This is a genomic window from Flavitalea sp. (assembly GCF_035489435.1).
Lineage (GTDB): Bacteria > Bacteroidota > Bacteroidia > Chitinophagales > Chitinophagaceae > DATHKG01.
In genome coordinates this window covers 1-16,349 of sequence record NZ_DATHKG010000005.1, presented here as the reverse complement: position 1 = coordinate 16,349, position 16,349 = coordinate 1, and the positions used below count along the sequence as shown (strand labels likewise).

Here is a 16,349-nt window from a genome sequence, read left to right as displayed (position 1 = left end):
TTGCATTAATAGGACATTTGAGTAAAAACTCTGAATAATAAATTAACCTGCCAGGTTGGATTTCTAGCACACTCGATTAATTTATCAGCCGGTGTGCGATTGTGTTTCTATCTTGCGTTTGACTGCTTCCAGTGATTCCATTTTTTCTTCTTTGAGCAACATCTCTTTGGGATTAAGCTTTCTTATTAACCCAACGATCGAACTTAAATAGCTGGTAAAAGAATCCCTGGAATTCTCATCGCCTTCCTTTTTCCACGCCCCTTCGAAATTATTTATAATTAGTGTTGAAAATTTGTCTATCTCCTCTGCGTTGCTGGCTAATAACAGAAGGGCAATGTAATGGGAAGAACCTGCTGTTTTTTTGGAAAAATTAGGTTCTTGCAAATCGGATTTTTTTGCGTAGTCCAGCGCTTTCTTGTCCAGCTCTTCCCTTTTTCCAGGTATTTTGAGGAAATCATCGCCGTCGCCGTAACCATCAAGTAATATGGCAAAATGCAGCCAGTTAAAATAAGGATAAGACTCGATATAACCAGTTGTTTTTAGCCCATGCTGGTAAGCCAGGTGATAATACCTGGCGGCTTCAATCAGGTGAGCGATATCGTCGTTACTGATTTCAGAAAAACGACGGTAACTGGCTGCAATCAGGCTATATCTTTCCAGGGTGTTTCCGTTCAACTTTTTTAATCCCTCAATAGCATTATCAAATATTTTTGACGCGTCCTCACTATTTATTTTTTTATTCTTCCATTGATCTATTGCAAAACGGATTTTTACATTGTAGTACTGTTCGAGGGATTTAACAGTATAGACAGCGTTTTCAAGATCAAAAATTTGTTCGTAGTACTTGATGGCATCTTGGTAGAAGCCAATCGTTCTGTAGGCAGATGCAATCTTTTCCATTATTGTCGCATTCTGGCGCCACGAAAAATACAGGCCATCAATGATGTCTTCAATTTTTTTCTGCCATTCTTTTTTTTCTTTTCTTTTTAATCCGCTGGTCATCTCTCCAATCAGATTATCCATTTCAGCAATGACTTCAATGGGGGACACAAAATTGTATTTTAATTTCCTTATACTGCTGCTATTCTTGAAAGCATAAAAAGGGTCTCCGTAGCATTGATAAGCGCCCCAGGTATTGGTAAGTGGGTGTTTGCTGTAGGTTTTCGAACGTGCTTCCCTTACGGAATCACCGAAATTATAACCTTCAAACATGTATTTATAAAAGCATGAAGAAAATGTTTTTGCGGCTGAATCGTCAATTTCCCAGCCGGTAACAATCGCAGCTTTTACGCCCATCTGGATTAATTGAGTACCCACACTCGCAGCCAGTCGGTACTTCTGTTGCATCTGTTCTGCAATGGCAGGGTCGTACTTATCAGATGAGCAACAGTTAATAAATACAAATTCAGGTACAACCCTTATCTGGTCAAAATCACCGGCAGTAAAAATGATTTCCTTGCCAAATATGACGCCTGTAGCTTCTTCGGCGGTTTTGCCCACAATTCCATGTGAGGCTATGTGAATGATCTTATAACTCCTGGTTAACAATTTCTGTATAATGTAAATATCCTGTTCGGCTATGCTGGGTGTCGTTTCCAGCCCGTTGTCCAGTAAAATTTGCTGTACGGCCTTTGCTTCCATTTCTGCAGCAGGTAGAGAAGGGTATCTGCCATCAGTAAAAGGGTTGCCAATTACCAACGCCCGGTTACTACTGTTTATAATAATATTCTCACGTTGTTCACCAGATTTCAATTGGCGAACAATACCGGTATTTATCACCATTGGTTTATCTGATATGCCGTTAGCATCGTGGAGCAATTCCCAGGGGTAACGTGCAGTATGCTTATCTACAATAAGCACCAGGTTATGTAAACTGGAGCCAAAACCTTTAAAGTTATTGGGAATCAGCAATTCATACAAAGTTTGGGAAAATGCTTTGTCCCATTTAGAATGTTTTGAAAGTCTTTCCATGAGTGTATCTACTATCAACCTGTTAGCAGGTAATAGATTTTCATCCGCATGGGCCTTATCGGTGAGTGCGGTAAAGCGGATGGGTAAGGTATTTCCTGCAGGACTTTTTCTATTTTTCTCTGTATCGTCATCATCGTTTTTATTGGTATTGGTGAAATCATTTTTATCAGTCACGGTCACTTCCAGCCGGTGCCAGTTTTCCATTACGTTTTCATTTGCAATCCTGCTGAGTGCGCCTGATCCCAGGCGTATCTCTGGTGGCACAAAACGGAAATTATTAAACCCGTCCTGAACAAGCAGATCGCCAATGATCCTGCCCACCTGGACGGATTTGTGCTGGTATATTTCAACCACTTCAATGTGGTTGATTTTCTTATAATTAAACTTCGCGCTTTCACGCCTGCTCATCGTATCCAGCTTTTCATTTGCCTGCAGCACTGCCAGAAAAATTGTTTTTACGGAGGTAGTTATCCGCAAACCGGCAAAATCACTTCCGACAGTGAGCGCAGAAATACCAAACTCGACCACATCGTTTGGATCATTTTGTTTATTCTTCAATAATTCATTGAACCTGATAGCAAGTGTAAGAAACGCCTGTGTTAAAGAGACCAGGAGCCTGCCTTCTGTAAGTGCGCCAAACTCACCCAGGCCCACTACAACTCCTTCGCAGGTCATGGTGCCCTTTTTTTCTTTGTTGTCATCCAGGATAACAAGGTGCGTTCCGATTTCTCCAGGATAATTATTCATGAAATGATATTCGCTTAACCTGAAACCCAGGGCCTGGTCGAGGTACTTTTCTGCGTTTACAATCCCATCTCCTTTAAAATGGCCCACTACCACCGGATACTTCGAATGCACCAGGTCTCCATTCATAACGCTTACACCTATGGGATCTTTGGGGACCGATTTTCTGACGGGTTCTGTATTGCTAAGCAGATGATTTGTAAACTCAAACTCGCTGGGGATGGTAACATAATCACTGTCGGGCATTTGCTTTGGTCCCATAGGGCTCCGATTGACAGGCCTCTGTTTTGACAATGCCGGCGCATCGGTTTTGCCTCTAAGTAGCAAATCCCTGAAACCTTCAAATCCCTGTTCATATTGGGGAATACTACCGTGGTCTGTATTGACGTAATAAACATTTTCTGATTTTAATGCGTCCGGTATGGTGCTCCATAAAACCCTTCCGTCCCCTTCAGCGCTACCGATAAAAGAAATTCTGTTTTCCATTTTATCAATAGTATAACCTATCGGGGTATCGTCAGCCTGACCTGCAACATACCTGAATATTTCATTGTCGAATTCGGTATCTTTTATTATGTTAAAAAAATCCTCGGCCATTTTTAATTGTTCTGCGGACGGCACTGCGCCTGCATTGTTATTGGCTGAAACCATCTCTTTCCATAAAGCTTCACCAAATATGCGCGAATCGTTTTTGGGCAGTAGCTGCAACAAACCTGTGAAGTTCTTAAAAATCTCCAGCAGCTCAGTTTTGGAATGCACAAAATCAAGCAATGCCAGCTTTTTAATCACTGCGTCCTTTCCCAGGAGGAGTCTTATGATCGAATAAGATCCATCATTGGGCACACCAAGCATCAACACTTTTGTTTTTTTATTTACGGTGATTGTTTTCCAAAGATCGTTGTGTAGACTAATCATGGCTCTAAGAACCAGGCCACCCATTGAATGTGTAATAAAGTGAAATTCTTTGTTGGTTCTTTCATTACTGTCAAGCACCTGTTGAATATCCTCAGCCAACTTATTGCCAGCGTCAGCGAGATCGAGTCGCCAGTCGTACGGAAAAGGCTTTACATCAAAATCAGTATTCAGATAATTCATCAATTCACCATATACCTGCTGCTGCACTGCAGTGGGTTTAATACCGGCTTTACCGGCTTTGAGTTTGGAAATGGCCCCCGTTGCAATTCCAAGAAAATTGATCCACAATCTTTCATTCCTTGTATTGCCAACTTCATCAGTAATAGTAGATTCCAGCTCGGTGTTTGTAATGCCAGGTATGATATACACCAGGGGCTTTTTACCGGTTATACCACGTTCATGAAAAACTGAAATCGTTTTTGAAATGCCCAGACTCTGATAGCTGCTTCCGATCTTTGAAGGTTCGGTAAGAGCCTCAATCAATGCGTCCTGGCTGGAGGTATTGATAAAGTAATTAAAATGATTGACTGCTGGATCCTGTTCAAAATGTTCAAGAACATTGGTCTTTCTGTAAGTGCCTTTAAACATGGAATTGCTGTTTACTACCAGGTCATGCGCTTCACCAAAATAAAGGTTGGTGGACATTACCTGCAAGGTTTTTACAATACCACTCGCTTCCACATCGCCTGAAATAACAAATAATTGAGATTCTATTTCCCTGTTGGGATTATTTAGTAGCCTGATAAGCGGCGAACCGGGTATTTGCGCAGCAACTCCCGGAAATACATTGATATCCGTTCTTTCACGGACCACAGCCCTGGCAAAATCAAGGAATAGTCCCAGAGGCATACAGGCCGCTGCGCCAGGAATAAGTTTTATAAGGTTGCAAAATACATTTACGAGATTATCAAGCCGCGAGTCAATCAACACCGTTCCGGCCGAAGGGGCCGCTACCCTCACTATCTTGGGAACTGTGATATTTTTATTAGTTGCTGCATGATTAGCTGCTTCTACTTCCTTTTTTAGCGGCAGAAAATCCATGTTCGCATTGATGATTTTAAGTTCGGCGTCGTCAAATGGGAGTCCTGATTTACTACACCGGGCAAGCAGGTCCGCAATCAGCCCTCCCCTTGAATGAGAAACAATATCGAGTGTTATTTGATCCGGCAATGCAGTTAATAAATCGGTGGCATTCTTCAGCGGGCTCTCTGAAAGGGTTTTGTGTTCAAATGCCAATACCCGTCCTTCATAGAATTTATATAGCTTATCAAAGGCTTTGTTTTTTTTCAAACCACTAAAAGCGCCGCTCGTGTTAGAGTTAGTACCGTGGATAAACAGCAAGTATGGTTTGCTGTTTTCGATGTTTGCCTTATCAAATTTTATAAATTTGAAATTATCATCCAACCTGTGTAAGCCTATCTCAAGCTTGGCTTCCATTTTTTCTACCAGGAGTTCTGCAGTATGCTTTGCTGCCAGGCCAGTAATTACCTTTAAGGCTTTTGTCACAATTATATCTTCGAATCCCCGGGTATTGGTCGTCGAACTGAAAAAGCCTGGTACTTCGGGGATATTATCAGCACTTCGGGTACCAGGTTGTTTTTCTAGAAACTCTTCAAATTCTTCTTTATTGTAATGCCATTCAACATCGTTGCTCATCTCAAGGGCCACAATAGTGTCTTCTGAGACTGTTATTATTTCCGGTTTGGATTCAGCTGAACGAACTGTGATGGCTCTGTACTCGGTTATGATTAAATCCGGCTGTATGCTCCTGAGTTGCAGGTTGGTTTCTGAAGGTATTTCAACAGGCGAACCATAAAACTTAAAAGTAAATTCTGCCATAAAATTTGTCAGGGGGTTTTATTATAGACAAGGCCCCGTGCATAATCTTTATGCAGAGGGAAAAGTTATGTTCTGTTCGTACTAATACAAAAGCTCTCTTATCAGGAAATCGATAAATAAAATTATTTTTTAAGAATTAGCCCTCGTCGGCTACTAATGCTTTGCTTTAACTATCAGAGGGATAACCGGTCTGCAATCAAATGTAAATTTTATTAACGTCGACCCATCATTCTGGGATGTTAATCAACCCCGGTTTTCCAGGATAATACTACGCAGCAGAGATTATGGGATATTAGATTAGTGATATTTAAAGTTAGTGAAGTTCTTAATTGCTTTTCATTTTTTTGTACTCAGCGACCTTCTTTTTAATTTAAAAAATGATTCTAAAAAACATAGCATTATATCCATTCCCTCATACTGTGATTGAAGACCCTCAGCGAACAAAAATGCTGGAGCCATTGAAGGGTTAGTCGATTATTGATTATTGTATGAAGGTTTACAACAACGAGTGAATGCACAAAGAATACATAACATTAAGGACTATAAAACGGTGAAGCCATCTTCTAAATTGCTATGCTTTTACTTTTCGCGGCTTTTTTCGATTTTCTGCAGCCATTTTATTTGACAGGTCCAATAAGGGCTTGCTATATGGAGAAGGTTTTTCAACAGCTTCGATTACACGCAGATTACGGGGCCGTACATGTTCCATGGCGTCTTTAGTTATCACCGCTACTCCTTTGTTTCCCCATTTAACCCAGGGAGTAAGTAATTTGATTTGTTCATTCACAGGGTTCCAGCTTATTATCACTCCTACTGTTTCGCCTGGCATGGCCCCTTTAGTCATGACAAAATCAATCAGTCCCGTTTTTGAAACTTTTTTATCAAACCAGTATTCGTCATATTTAAAGCTACAAATAACCGGCCGCTTTAAAGCTAATTGCGCAGGCACATCACTAATTCCTTGTAGTGGCATTGAACGAGCAACATATCTTTTTTTCCTCTTCTTGCTTTGATCCCGACAAAGTCCACCACATAAATCATATCATCAAAGTAAAAGGCGCCATATTTCGTTATTTCAGCATCCTGGAACTGATCAAAAATATCATGAAAGTCTTTTGCATCAAGTAGGATTTTTTTGCCCAATCTCTGTAAAGAATATTCCATAGCTGTTAAAATAACCACTCTGCCGCCATTTGGGTTAGCATTTCCGAAAGGAGAATGAAGCGTTTGATCACTTCCGGGAAATTAGCGCCAAGCTTTATTGAATCCAGATCGCGAAATATTTTTTCACTCCCGAACTGGTTAGCTATTATTGCTCTCAGATATGCCGCTTCGTCTTTACTGTCGTCCCTGCGGTAGTTAATAAAAATAGTCGCTTCAGATTTTATAAAAGTGGTTTCTTCCATATAAGAATCAACCTTCGACTCTTTTCTTTCTGCGGGTTTTTGTTTCATAGAAAATTAATTGTCTTAAGGTTATGATGGCAAGGTTTAATATCAAGAGGCCAAGCTGACAGGCGCTGAACATTGCATAAAAATCGGGGGCTCCCGGGTCAAAAATTTTTGCTTAATAAGTTCTTTTAGTAGCATGTATGTTAACGGGTGTACCGACCAGCCATTTATGTACGGCTCTACTTTTTAAATTTGAAAACCATTTTCGGTGGAATTCCAAAAATCTCCTATATTCATATCCCAAACCGAATTAACTCTTCTTATAGCTCCTGATTATTAGTGAAATTTTGTCTCGCAACTTTGTAAAGTATTTTGGCTGGTGAGTTCTTTCACCAAAACCGTTCCCTTCTGGATACATGATCTACTGATTAGTATGAACGCGACCTACGGTTGCGTAGTTAATTTTATTGTCTCCTAAAAAACCACAAGTGATTGGAAACGCAATGATATTATTGCGGGAGGAATTGTCTGCCTATATGGTAGCACAAGGTGATCCTGCCAATGTCGTAATCGAGAATATCGGTCTCTTCGATACAGACGAAGGGCAGAATCTTGAAAATAGCCTCGTGATTTCCGTTGTAAACATCGAAGAGGAAAGTACGCTGAAAAACGGCAATCTGTTTACAAAGCTCGGTGATGGCACCGCGAGATATGAAAATCGGCCGGTATTCCTCAATCTGTATGTACTCTTTACTTCCAATTTTACAGGTGGCGTTCCCCCAAATAACGCCTATGTACAAGCGCTGAAAAGGCTTTCACTTGTGATCAGGTTTTTCCAGGGAAAGAACACATTTACACCAGCTACTTCCCCCGTGATTCTGCCCGGCGACCTGGGCGACCTCAGCAAGCCGGAAATAGCAAATTTGAAGATTATCGCTGAACTATATACGCTGACGTTCGAACAGATCAATCACTTGTGGGGATCATTGGGTGGAAGACAGATTCCGTTTGCGATGTACAAAATGCGCCTTGTAATGATCACGGATAAAAGCGTTCAGAAGATTGTTCCTCTTATCGAAGAAGTTACGACCAATATTGTAAAAATTACTGACAATCATTAATCATGTCTGTTGTTTATAAGATATTGTTTGAAGTCATGCTATTGCATGAATATTACCTGATCAACAGTAAAGGTGAATCCTATTTCAATATCACTGATGCTCAGTCGAGAGAAAAGCTGTTGCAGGAAAAAATTAAAGACAATTTTTACCGGCTGCAATCTGACTGGGAAATTAAGGTGTTGGAAAGTTCTGAAGCACTCTTAAAGGGATGGCGAATGCGTCTTCTGCCGACCATCACTGGCTTTAGGGTAGCCATTGAGGTTAAAAAGCAAACGCTTCCCGACGGGTCTGTTACTTATACCCCCTTTGTAACTCCCAAAGAAGATTCAATGATATTTTTCAGCATTCGCGCCCATAATTCCGACGGCAATCAACTTGGTAACTTCCCCTTTCAATCGACAACAAAATCGATTTATTATTTTGATAACGACAACTCAGTGAATGATAAGATCTTCCCTTCGTTATCTAAACCGATAGATCCAATCAACACCACTAAAAAATATGAGCAGGGCGAGCTGGCAATAGAGACGGGCCAGGGAATCTTTGAATTTATGAACAAGAAAAACACTGCGCCAGCAGACCAATGGAGGAAAGTTGAAGGTACGGGATTTGTTACCAGCGCCGACAGGACCTTATTGCCGCCAGCCTTTACTTATTATTTTCCACCTGATTCCAATGTTACTCAATGCAGTTTCTCACTTAAAAAATCTGATGGTGATCTTGTTAAAAATATTGATTTTAGCCAAACCGGGCGAATAGCCACAGCCGCCCTGAATTTTTCGAGAGATGAAAATAATCAGGAACTACAAGCGGGGCGCTATGAACTGGAAGTGATCGGTAATAACAATTTCACTGACACCAGGAGTTTTTATCTCGATAAAACAATATACAGTGGAGACAATCTCGCTGTTATCGGAATAAAGATCAGCAAAACAGGTAACACCTTCGCGTTATTGCGGGGTGACGGAACTCTTACAACGCATATTCTTGCCGATGGCACAAAGGTGCCTCATACTAAATATGAACTGAGATTCAAGAGCAGGATTGTTTATTTCCGTTACTTCAGTAAGGACGACAAAAAACTCAAGCCTGCGCCAGAGATTCTGCAATTCCACCTTGATGATGAAAATGGAAAACTGATATCAAAAGCTCCCCGTTCCTCGTCTTTCACTGCCTTTCCTTTCAAAAGAAACGGGTCCACACCGCCTGATTATCTCCCTCATCCCGAGTCAACGGTTATCACAGTTGGTGAGCAACAGCGCCTGTTTGCTGATATCGTTGTGCCGGTCGCCGGAATTTTTTCAAAAGGGCCCTGACCTAACGGTATCATCTAACCGGACAATATTCTTCACAAATAAAACAATTTTATATGCCAGAATACAAAACGCCAGGTGTCTATATTGAGGAAATCAGGAGGCTTCCACCCTCCATCGCCTCAGTTGAAACCGCGATACCAGCATTTATTGGTTATACCGAAAAAGCAAAACGCAAAGAGGACGATGATTTGCGAAACGTTCCATTCCGGATTACTTCAATGCTTGACTACGAACTCTATTTCGGCGGCCCGCAGCCGGAAGCAGGTATCATCGTCACCATCGATACAAGCGGTACAAGAGTGGAAGTACAGGGTAAGGTCGAGAACAGGTCAAACTACCTGATGTTTTATTCACTCCAAATGTTCTTCATTAATGGAGGAGGACCCTGCTATATCGTTTCTGTGGGCGATTACACCGGTGGAGGAGTCATCGGCCAGGCAACGCTGAAGTCCGGATTGGATGAAGTTGCAAAGATCAATGAAGTAACGCTTATCGTTTTTCCTGATGGCCTGAACATCACGGAGGCCGCCAGCTATTACTCTCTTTTCGTTGAGGCGCTCGATCAATGTAAAGATCTTAAGGACAGGTTTGCGGTGGGAGATGTTTATATCAATCCCGAATTCCTGAAGTCTGAAAATATTGCGGAAGCAAGGTTGCGAATTTCAGGTGATACAGATCGTTTGAAATACGGAGCCATTTATTATCCGCGCATTAACTCACAGATTGAATACAAATATGGCGGTGATGAAACGGTGAACATCATCGGGAAAGGAGATGCAACACTCACAGGCACTCTGGCAGAATTGAAGACAAAGAATAATTCCTTCTACTTTATGGCTAAGGCTGCAATTGACGATATAGAGGTTTTGCTTCCGGCTTCATCTTCGGTTGTTGGTAAGTATGCAGAGGTGGATAATTCCAGGGGAGTTTGGAAAGCGCCGGCAAATGTTAATCTCGACTTTGTTGACAGCCCGGAATTCCTGGTCACGCATAAGGAGCAGGAAGACCTGAACGTGGATAACGTAGCGGGAAAATCCATCAATGTCATCCGAACATTTACCGGTCGCGGTGCTGCCGTGGTCTGGGGGGCGAGAACGCTTGCCGGCAACGACAATGAATGGCGATATATTCCTGTCCGACGCTTCTTCAACATGGTGGAAGAATCAACAAAAAATGCAACGGAACAATTTGTATTTGAGCCCAATGATCTTAATACCTGGATCCGGGTGAAATCCATGATCTCAAATTATCTCACACAACAATGGAAAGCAGGCGCACTTCAGGGCACAACAACAGCAGAAGCATTCTTCATAAAGGTTGGACTGGGTGAGACGATGACTGAAGTAGACATATGGGAGGGACGAATGATCGTCGAAATAGGAATGGCTGTTGTTCGGCCGGCTGAATTCATCATCTTGAAATTCATGCATAAAATGTTATCTGAATAGTCGCCTTATAAATTCCATTAACCGTTAAATCATATCAAAATGGCAAATGATCAACGAAAATATCCTCCCCGGCCGGATGACCGGGATAAGGACTGTAAGGACTGTGAGGAGAAGGACCTGCCGACGCAGGCTGCGATCAATTTCGATCGGAAAGGTATTTGTGATAAACTTTATGAATGGGATGGTGAGAAAAACAAGCAGGAAAAAAAGTTTGATGGCGAAAACCTGGTGTACAACGATAAGAAATGCCTGTTCCGGTACTCCGAGGAAAACTATAGACGCTTTCGCAATTTCGACATCACAATAGGAACTGAACTTTCACAGACCAATGAGTCGCTAAAAGCGAATGTGACGCAGTTGAAAGACTGGAATAAAAAACTTTCCGACAAACTCAAAGAAATCGCAAAGGGTGTAAAAGAAGCTAAGGGTAAATTCAGCGACCTTAAAAAAGCGGCCTGTGATCTTGACAGTTGCTTTAAGGACAGTTGCAATAGTACCCAACGAAGGGCATTAACTGGTAAAACAACCGAGGATTGCAAAGATCAACCAAAGATCCCGGACGCATGCAACGGTTCGGACAATTGGATAAAAGAACTGATTTGCATGCCAAAGGCACTTGCAACAGATATTGATTCCATTTTCAAGTCTGCACACGACGTAGTTGGGATACAGGTATTTTCAAACATTGATACGCTTGAGCCACAGCAGAAATTACTGGATGAAAAATCAAAATCGTTCAAGACGCTGATCGGAGACATAGTGAAGGCCCGCGAAACGGATCTGAAAAAACTACAGGAAGATCTTGTTAAGTCTGTGCAGGATATTACTAAAGCTGCAATCGATAGGAATAATGCCCGTGCTACTTTCGAAGGGTATTACGACGCGGCAAAATTCCTCTGCTGTCCAAAATGCCGTTGCCTCAAACAGCCGGACGATAAGATTTGTGAGCCGCGCCTTAAAGGAAGCGAGGAATGTATCTGCGAAATATGTGGTGAAGTAAAGGTCACGTTTTGCTGCACTGAAACAACCAAACCTCCGGCGACAACTCAAAATCACTACGCAGACTAAAAAGTTATCAATAATTGTATTTAACCAGTAAATGAAATATTATGTTAACACAGCATAATTATCAACCCTCAGATAAAAATATCGGCGAAGGTAGTCAGCTATTCGACTGCTGCCGGAAAGATCCACCGGATGATCCAAAATGTACGGATTGCTGCTATGATGATTGGAGAGATGAATTGAAAGAAGTAACCTGCCGTTACACCAGCAAAGTAGAGGAAGTGCTTCAAATGGAAAAGCAATTGAGTGTTATCATGGACAGGCGTAACCGGTATAGGAAATGGATCGATGAACTGATAGACGCCGAGGACAAAGCGCGTTTGATTTGTCATCAACTTGATATTCTCGCCAGTCAATCAGAAAAGATCTGGTATAACTCCTGCAAAGCAACTGAGGCGATAGAAATTCTTTTTTGCATGATCAGGGATTTTTATTTCCAGGTCGATCAGATTAAAATCCGGTATGACTTCCTGCAAAATTGCATCAATAGCAATAATGATCCGTCGTTGGTCAGGGACCAGGGAATCCTGAAATGCCTTGGTGAGTATTACAAAAAGCTGGAGGAAGTTATTAAAACCAGGGCAGCACTGATAACCGCTATTGTTGAGGCGATCCGACTCGCCCAGCTTATCCGGAATAATATTTCTACACAGAGTTGTCCACGCGATGATGATTCCTATAATCCCTGTGATCCAAACAGAAAACCCTGTGATTGTAATGAGGCAAAACCGCGGTACGGATTCAAAACCATAATCTGTGAATGGTATTGTGCATTTGAGTGTTGGGACGATTGCAAAGATGCGAATGTCGACTGCAAGGATGAGGATGAAACAAAACCACCTGTAAAGCAGCAGGGCTATGGACAGCAGGAGCAGAAACCATCGAATGATCCATGTGAGCAGGAAAAATGCGATTTAACGCCAACAATTGGTTTTCCTATTTGCAGGGATGGTTATAAAGGAAAGATCAAAAAAATGCTTGACAAGGACGAGAAGTGTGTGCCTGAACTTTCGAAAAAACTGAATGACGCAAAAAAAGAAAAAGAATTGCTTACTGCTTGTAAGGTAAGTCTCGAAAATGCAATCAAAGAGGTTAATCCAAAAGACAGGTGTAAATAATCAATTTTATAATCATCATTAAAACAATTCATATGCCAGCGAAAGGAGATTATCCCATTCCAAAATTCCATTTCCAGGTTGAATGGGCAAGTATTAAACCCGATGAAAAAGAGTATCGGATCGGATTTACTGAAGTCAGTGGATTGGATTTTGAAACAGAAGTTATTGAGTATCGTGAAGGCAACAGTAAAAAATACAATAAGACCAAACAACCTGGATTGACCAAATTCGCCAACGTCACGCTGAAGCGAGGCACATTCGAAGGGGACTTCGCCTACTTCAATGAATGGAAGAAAACCTATTATTTCCAGGAAGGAAATAAAACAGGATCGAAATTCAGGCGGCCTGTTACAATCAAATTGCTGAATGAAGAACACAATGCGATCATAACCTGGACGCTTCAAAATGCATGGCCCTCAAAAATTCAATCAACCGATCTGAAAGCGGATGCGAATGAGGTGGCGATTGAAACTATGGAACTCGTGCACGAGGGATTGGATATCCTATTAAAATAAAACTGAGTAAATGGAAAAACGTAAAAGTCAGGACGAGTTTTACCAGCTACCCGGTTTTCATTTCAGGGTTTGCTTTTCTCCGGATGATACGGAGTCTTTCGATACACGTTTTCAATCTGTAACCGGCCTCGATTCGACGATCGAAACAGAGACGGTCAAGGAGGGAGGTGAAAATCGTTTTGAGCATGTTATCCCGGTAAGAAGAAAGTATGGACCATTAATCCTTAAGAGAGGTGTACTGCTTTCTTCGGAATCGGGTGTGACGAAATGGCTGAATCTTGCATTCCAGGATCAGATCGTAATTCCAATTGGAATCGTGGATATACAATTACTTGATGAGGAACACAATCCGCTTTTACAATGGACAGTGAATAATGTATGGCCGAGGAGTTGGAAGATCGGTGAATTGAATGCTGAACGCGGTGAGGTATTGATCGAAACACTCGAACTGAATTACAATTATATCTCTTTTGTAAACAGATAAACTATGCCTATTGAAATTCGTGAACTCATTATTAAAGCCACGGTAGTTCAGGATGATGCTGCCGGAGGAGCGACGCCTGCGGGCGCAGAGAATAACTCAGTATCACCAAACGAAGAAATTGTCAACATATGCATTCAACGGATTATGGAAATTCTGAAAGATAAAAACGAACGCTAAATGGAATTACAAAAAGTAAGGATATATTCCTTCGAGGATAAGGAGTTTACAGATCCGGGAGAAGAGTTGGATAAGAAGACACCTACATTCGTTACTCCGATCAATCCGGAATCGTTCACCAAGACCCTCAAGATCGATGTGGATGTTCGGAGAGGGCACGGTGGCCGGGGGACGGATGTACGGTTCAAATCTGTTGCACCTGAAGAATTAAAACTGGATTTTATTCTCGATGGCACCGCAACAATGGAAGGATACCGGCGGGTCAATGTCGAAGCGAAACTGGAAGACAGAAAGATCGTCAATGAAGTATTGCCTGTTGAACAACAGTTGAAGAATTTCCTGGACTGTGTATACAAGATGTCGAAGAAGATCCATCGTCCGAAATTCTTACTGCTCATTTGGGGCTCTGAAATACGATTCAGGTGTGTATTGTCCAGCCTCGATATCAACTATACATTGTTCAACCCTGATGGCAAGCCGCTGCGGGCAAAGCTTAGTTGCACTTTTGTTGATTATAAAACGCGGGAACAAAGGATTGCTGAAGATAAACCCAGTTCACCGGATCTAACGCATTACCGGCGGGTTAAAGAAGGCGACCGTCTGGATTACCTGACTTACCGTATCTATAACGATCCGAAATACCTGCTCCAGGTCGGCAAGGTAAATCATTTGACAACTATTCGGCGGATCAGGTCTGGCAGCGATCTCTATTTTCCACCCTTTGATCAAAAAGAAATATAATGGGAGATTTACTGATACCAAATACTTCGCGTCATGACATGGTCACTTACACGATCATGATCAATGATAAAGCTGTCAGCCCTGCTTACCAGGTTCTATCCATTCTTGTTACAAAGGAGATCAATCGAATCCCTTCGGCAAGAATCGTTTTCCGTGATGGCGAAGCATCCGAGAGAACTTTTGAATTAAGCAATACAGACGAATTCATTCCGGGTAAAAAGATCATGATCAAAATCGGTCTTGATGGGGAGAACGCGCAGCTGTTCAAAGGAATCATCATAAAGCATGCGATCAAAGTGAAAGAAAATGGCAATGGCGAACTGGTGATCGAATGCAGGGATGATTCTATCAGGATGGCGGTGGGACGTCATAGCCATTATTTCGAAAATGTAAAAGACAGCGATGTTTTTGATGAATTGATAAAGAAGTATGCGAAGTATTCTCTTAAGGCTGACGTGTCATCTACAAAAACGAAACATAAAGAACTGGTACAGCATCATATCAGCGATTGGGATTTCATGTTGCTCCGGGCTGAGGCAAATAGTATGTTGGTGAACGTTAGTGATGGTGTTATTAAAATAGCAAAGCCGGATAGTTCCGCTAACGCCGTCCTGAATCTGAATTATGGGTCCTCGATTCTGGAATTTGAAGCAGAGATGGATGCGCGTACGCAATGGAAAAATGTGCAGGCTTATTCATGGGACTATAAAAATCAGGATCTTTTTGATGCTGAGTCTTCAAAAGCTCCTTTTGGTGAGCATGGGAACTTAACAGCAACCGAACTGGCAAACACTATAGACCTCGAAAAATTTGAGATCCGGCATAGCGGACATGTGCTCGAACAGGAATTAAAGGAATGGGCGGATAGTGTGATGTTGAGAAGCAGGATGGCGAAGATCCGGGGCCGGGCTAAATTCACCGGTTTTTCTGGAGTAAAGCCAGGAGATCTTGTTACTCTCGAAGGAGTTGGTGATCGTTTCAAAGGGAAAGCATTCGTTACTGCTGTTAGACATGAAATGGGTAACGGAATGTGGGATTCACATATCCAGTTCGGTTTGGATCCGGCGCGTTATGTATTTGAGCACGACGATTTGAATGATGGACTTGCCGCTGGACTTTCCGGCGGTATCCATGGATTGCATACGGGAAAGGTGGTGCAATTGGAGAATGATCCGGATGGTGAAGACAGGATATTGGTAAAAATCCCGATCATAGATAATACCGCGCAGGGAATCTGGACCAGGGTTGCAAGCCTCGATGCGGGATCCGATCGCGGTGCTTTTTTTCGTCCGGAGATAGGCGATGAGGTTATCGTTGGATTCATCAATGATGATCCGCGTGATGCTGTTGTACTGGGAATGTTGCACAGTAGTGCAAAACCTGCTCCCATAAAAGCAAAGGACACGAATCATGAGAAGGGATTTACTACACGAAGTAAAATGCACATAAGTTTTAAAGATGATACTAAAACAATCACCATTGATACACCTGGAGGCAATAAGAT

14 protein-coding genes are annotated in these 16,349 nt (G+C 42.0%); 10 read left to right on the top strand and 4 right to left on the bottom strand.

All coding sequences use genetic code 11. From position 1 onward, the window contains the following. Positions 1-84 precede the first annotated feature (84 nt). The 4 genes from VK664_RS00160 to VK664_RS00145 form a co-directional block, all read right to left on the bottom strand. Positions 85-5,469 (bottom strand): DUF7379 domain-containing protein, encoded by a 5,385-nt coding sequence (locus tag VK664_RS00160; protein ID WP_461396560.1) that lies wholly within the window; start codon positions 5,467-5,469, stop codon positions 85-87. Positions 5,470-6,040: 571 nt separating this feature from the next. After that, positions 6,041-6,442, bottom strand: coding sequence for a hypothetical protein (locus VK664_RS00155; RefSeq protein ID WP_461396559.1), 402 nt, complete (start codon positions 6,440-6,442; stop codon positions 6,041-6,043). After that, a complete protein-coding gene (locus VK664_RS00150; RefSeq protein WP_461396558.1) occupies positions 6,403-6,633 on the bottom strand; it encodes a hypothetical protein in 231 nt (76 codons plus the stop codon). Before VK664_RS00150 ends, VK664_RS00155 begins: the two co-directional genes overlap by 40 nt. A gap of 5 nt (positions 6,634-6,638) precedes the next feature. Further along, positions 6,639-6,923, bottom strand: coding sequence for a hypothetical protein (locus tag VK664_RS00145; protein WP_461396557.1), 285 nt, complete (start codon positions 6,921-6,923; stop codon positions 6,639-6,641). A 425-nt stretch (positions 6,924-7,348) separates the two neighbouring features. Here VK664_RS00145 and VK664_RS00140 point away from each other — a divergent pair, with 425 nt between their 5' ends. From VK664_RS00140 to vgrG, 10 genes are all read left to right on the top strand, one after another. Continuing rightward, on the top strand, positions 7,349-7,981 hold the full coding sequence (locus VK664_RS00140) for a Pvc16 family protein (protein ID WP_461396556.1): 633 nt from the start codon (positions 7,349-7,351) through the stop codon (positions 7,979-7,981). A gap of 2 nt (positions 7,982-7,983) precedes the next feature. Beyond that, positions 7,984-9,297: a hypothetical protein gene (locus tag VK664_RS00135; RefSeq protein WP_461396555.1), complete on the top strand. Its 1,314-nt coding sequence runs from the start codon at positions 7,984-7,986 to the stop codon at positions 9,295-9,297. A 53-nt stretch (positions 9,298-9,350) separates the two neighbouring features. Then, complete coding sequence (locus VK664_RS00130) at positions 9,351-10,745, top strand: phage tail sheath family protein (protein WP_461396554.1); 1,395 nt, start codon at positions 9,351-9,353, stop codon at positions 10,743-10,745. A 39-nt stretch (positions 10,746-10,784) separates the two neighbouring features. After that, on the top strand, positions 10,785-11,813 hold the full coding sequence (locus VK664_RS00125) for a hypothetical protein (protein WP_461396553.1): 1,029 nt from the start codon (positions 10,785-10,787) through the stop codon (positions 11,811-11,813). 41 nt (positions 11,814-11,854) lie between these two features. Further along, on the top strand, positions 11,855-12,928 hold the full coding sequence (locus VK664_RS00120) for a hypothetical protein (RefSeq protein WP_461396552.1): 1,074 nt from the start codon (positions 11,855-11,857) through the stop codon (positions 12,926-12,928). Positions 12,929-12,960: 32 nt separating this feature from the next. After that, positions 12,961-13,443, top strand: coding sequence for a phage tail protein (locus tag VK664_RS00115; RefSeq protein ID WP_461396551.1), 483 nt, complete (start codon positions 12,961-12,963; stop codon positions 13,441-13,443). Positions 13,444-13,453: 10 nt separating this feature from the next. After that, the gene (locus VK664_RS00110; RefSeq protein ID WP_461396550.1) at positions 13,454-13,927 is read left to right on the top strand and encodes a phage tail protein; all 474 of its coding nucleotides are present in this window, start codon (positions 13,454-13,456) and stop codon (positions 13,925-13,927) included. Between the two features lie 3 nt (positions 13,928-13,930). After that, a complete protein-coding gene (locus VK664_RS00105) occupies positions 13,931-14,104 on the top strand; it encodes a DUF5908 family protein (RefSeq protein WP_461396549.1) in 174 nt (57 codons plus the stop codon). Further along, entirely contained in the window at positions 14,105-14,845 is a 741-nt protein-coding gene (locus VK664_RS00100; protein WP_461396548.1) for a CIS tube protein, read from the top strand. Next, on the top strand, positions 14,845-16,349 hold a 1,505-nt coding region (gene vgrG / locus VK664_RS00095; protein WP_461396547.1), incomplete at its 3' end, for a type VI secretion system tip protein VgrG. The genes VK664_RS00100 and vgrG, both read left to right, overlap by 1 nt.

Bases quoted from the DNA above. Each gene is read 5' to 3' on its own strand.
- VK664_RS00145 (WP_461396557.1), bottom strand. From the start codon at position 6,923: ATGAAACAAAAACCCGCAGAAAGAAAAGAGTCGAAGGTTGATTCTTAT.
- VK664_RS00105 (WP_461396549.1), top strand. From the start codon at position 13,931: ATGCCTATTGAAATTCGTGAACTCATTATTAAAGCCACGGTAGTTCAG.
- VK664_RS00125 (WP_461396553.1), top strand. From the start codon at position 10,785: ATGGCAAATGATCAACGAAAATATCCTCCCCGGCCGGATGACCGGGAT.
- VK664_RS00115 (WP_461396551.1), top strand. From the start codon at position 12,961: ATGCCAGCGAAAGGAGATTATCCCATTCCAAAATTCCATTTCCAGGTT.
- VK664_RS00120 (WP_461396552.1), top strand. From the start codon at position 11,855: ATGTTAACACAGCATAATTATCAACCCTCAGATAAAAATATCGGCGAA.
- VK664_RS00160 (WP_461396560.1), bottom strand. From the start codon at position 5,469: ATGGCAGAATTTACTTTTAAGTTTTATGGTTCGCCTGTTGAAATACCT.
- VK664_RS00100 (WP_461396548.1), top strand. From the start codon at position 14,105: ATGGAATTACAAAAAGTAAGGATATATTCCTTCGAGGATAAGGAGTTT.
- VK664_RS00135 (WP_461396555.1), top strand. From the start codon at position 7,984: ATGTCTGTTGTTTATAAGATATTGTTTGAAGTCATGCTATTGCATGAA.
- VK664_RS00110 (WP_461396550.1), top strand. From the start codon at position 13,454: ATGGAAAAACGTAAAAGTCAGGACGAGTTTTACCAGCTACCCGGTTTT.
- VK664_RS00130 (WP_461396554.1), top strand. From the start codon at position 9,351: ATGCCAGAATACAAAACGCCAGGTGTCTATATTGAGGAAATCAGGAGG.
- VK664_RS00150 (WP_461396558.1), bottom strand. From the start codon at position 6,633: ATGGAATATTCTTTACAGAGATTGGGCAAAAAAATCCTACTTGATGCA.
- VK664_RS00155 (WP_461396559.1), bottom strand. From the start codon at position 6,442: ATGCCACTACAAGGAATTAGTGATGTGCCTGCGCAATTAGCTTTAAAG.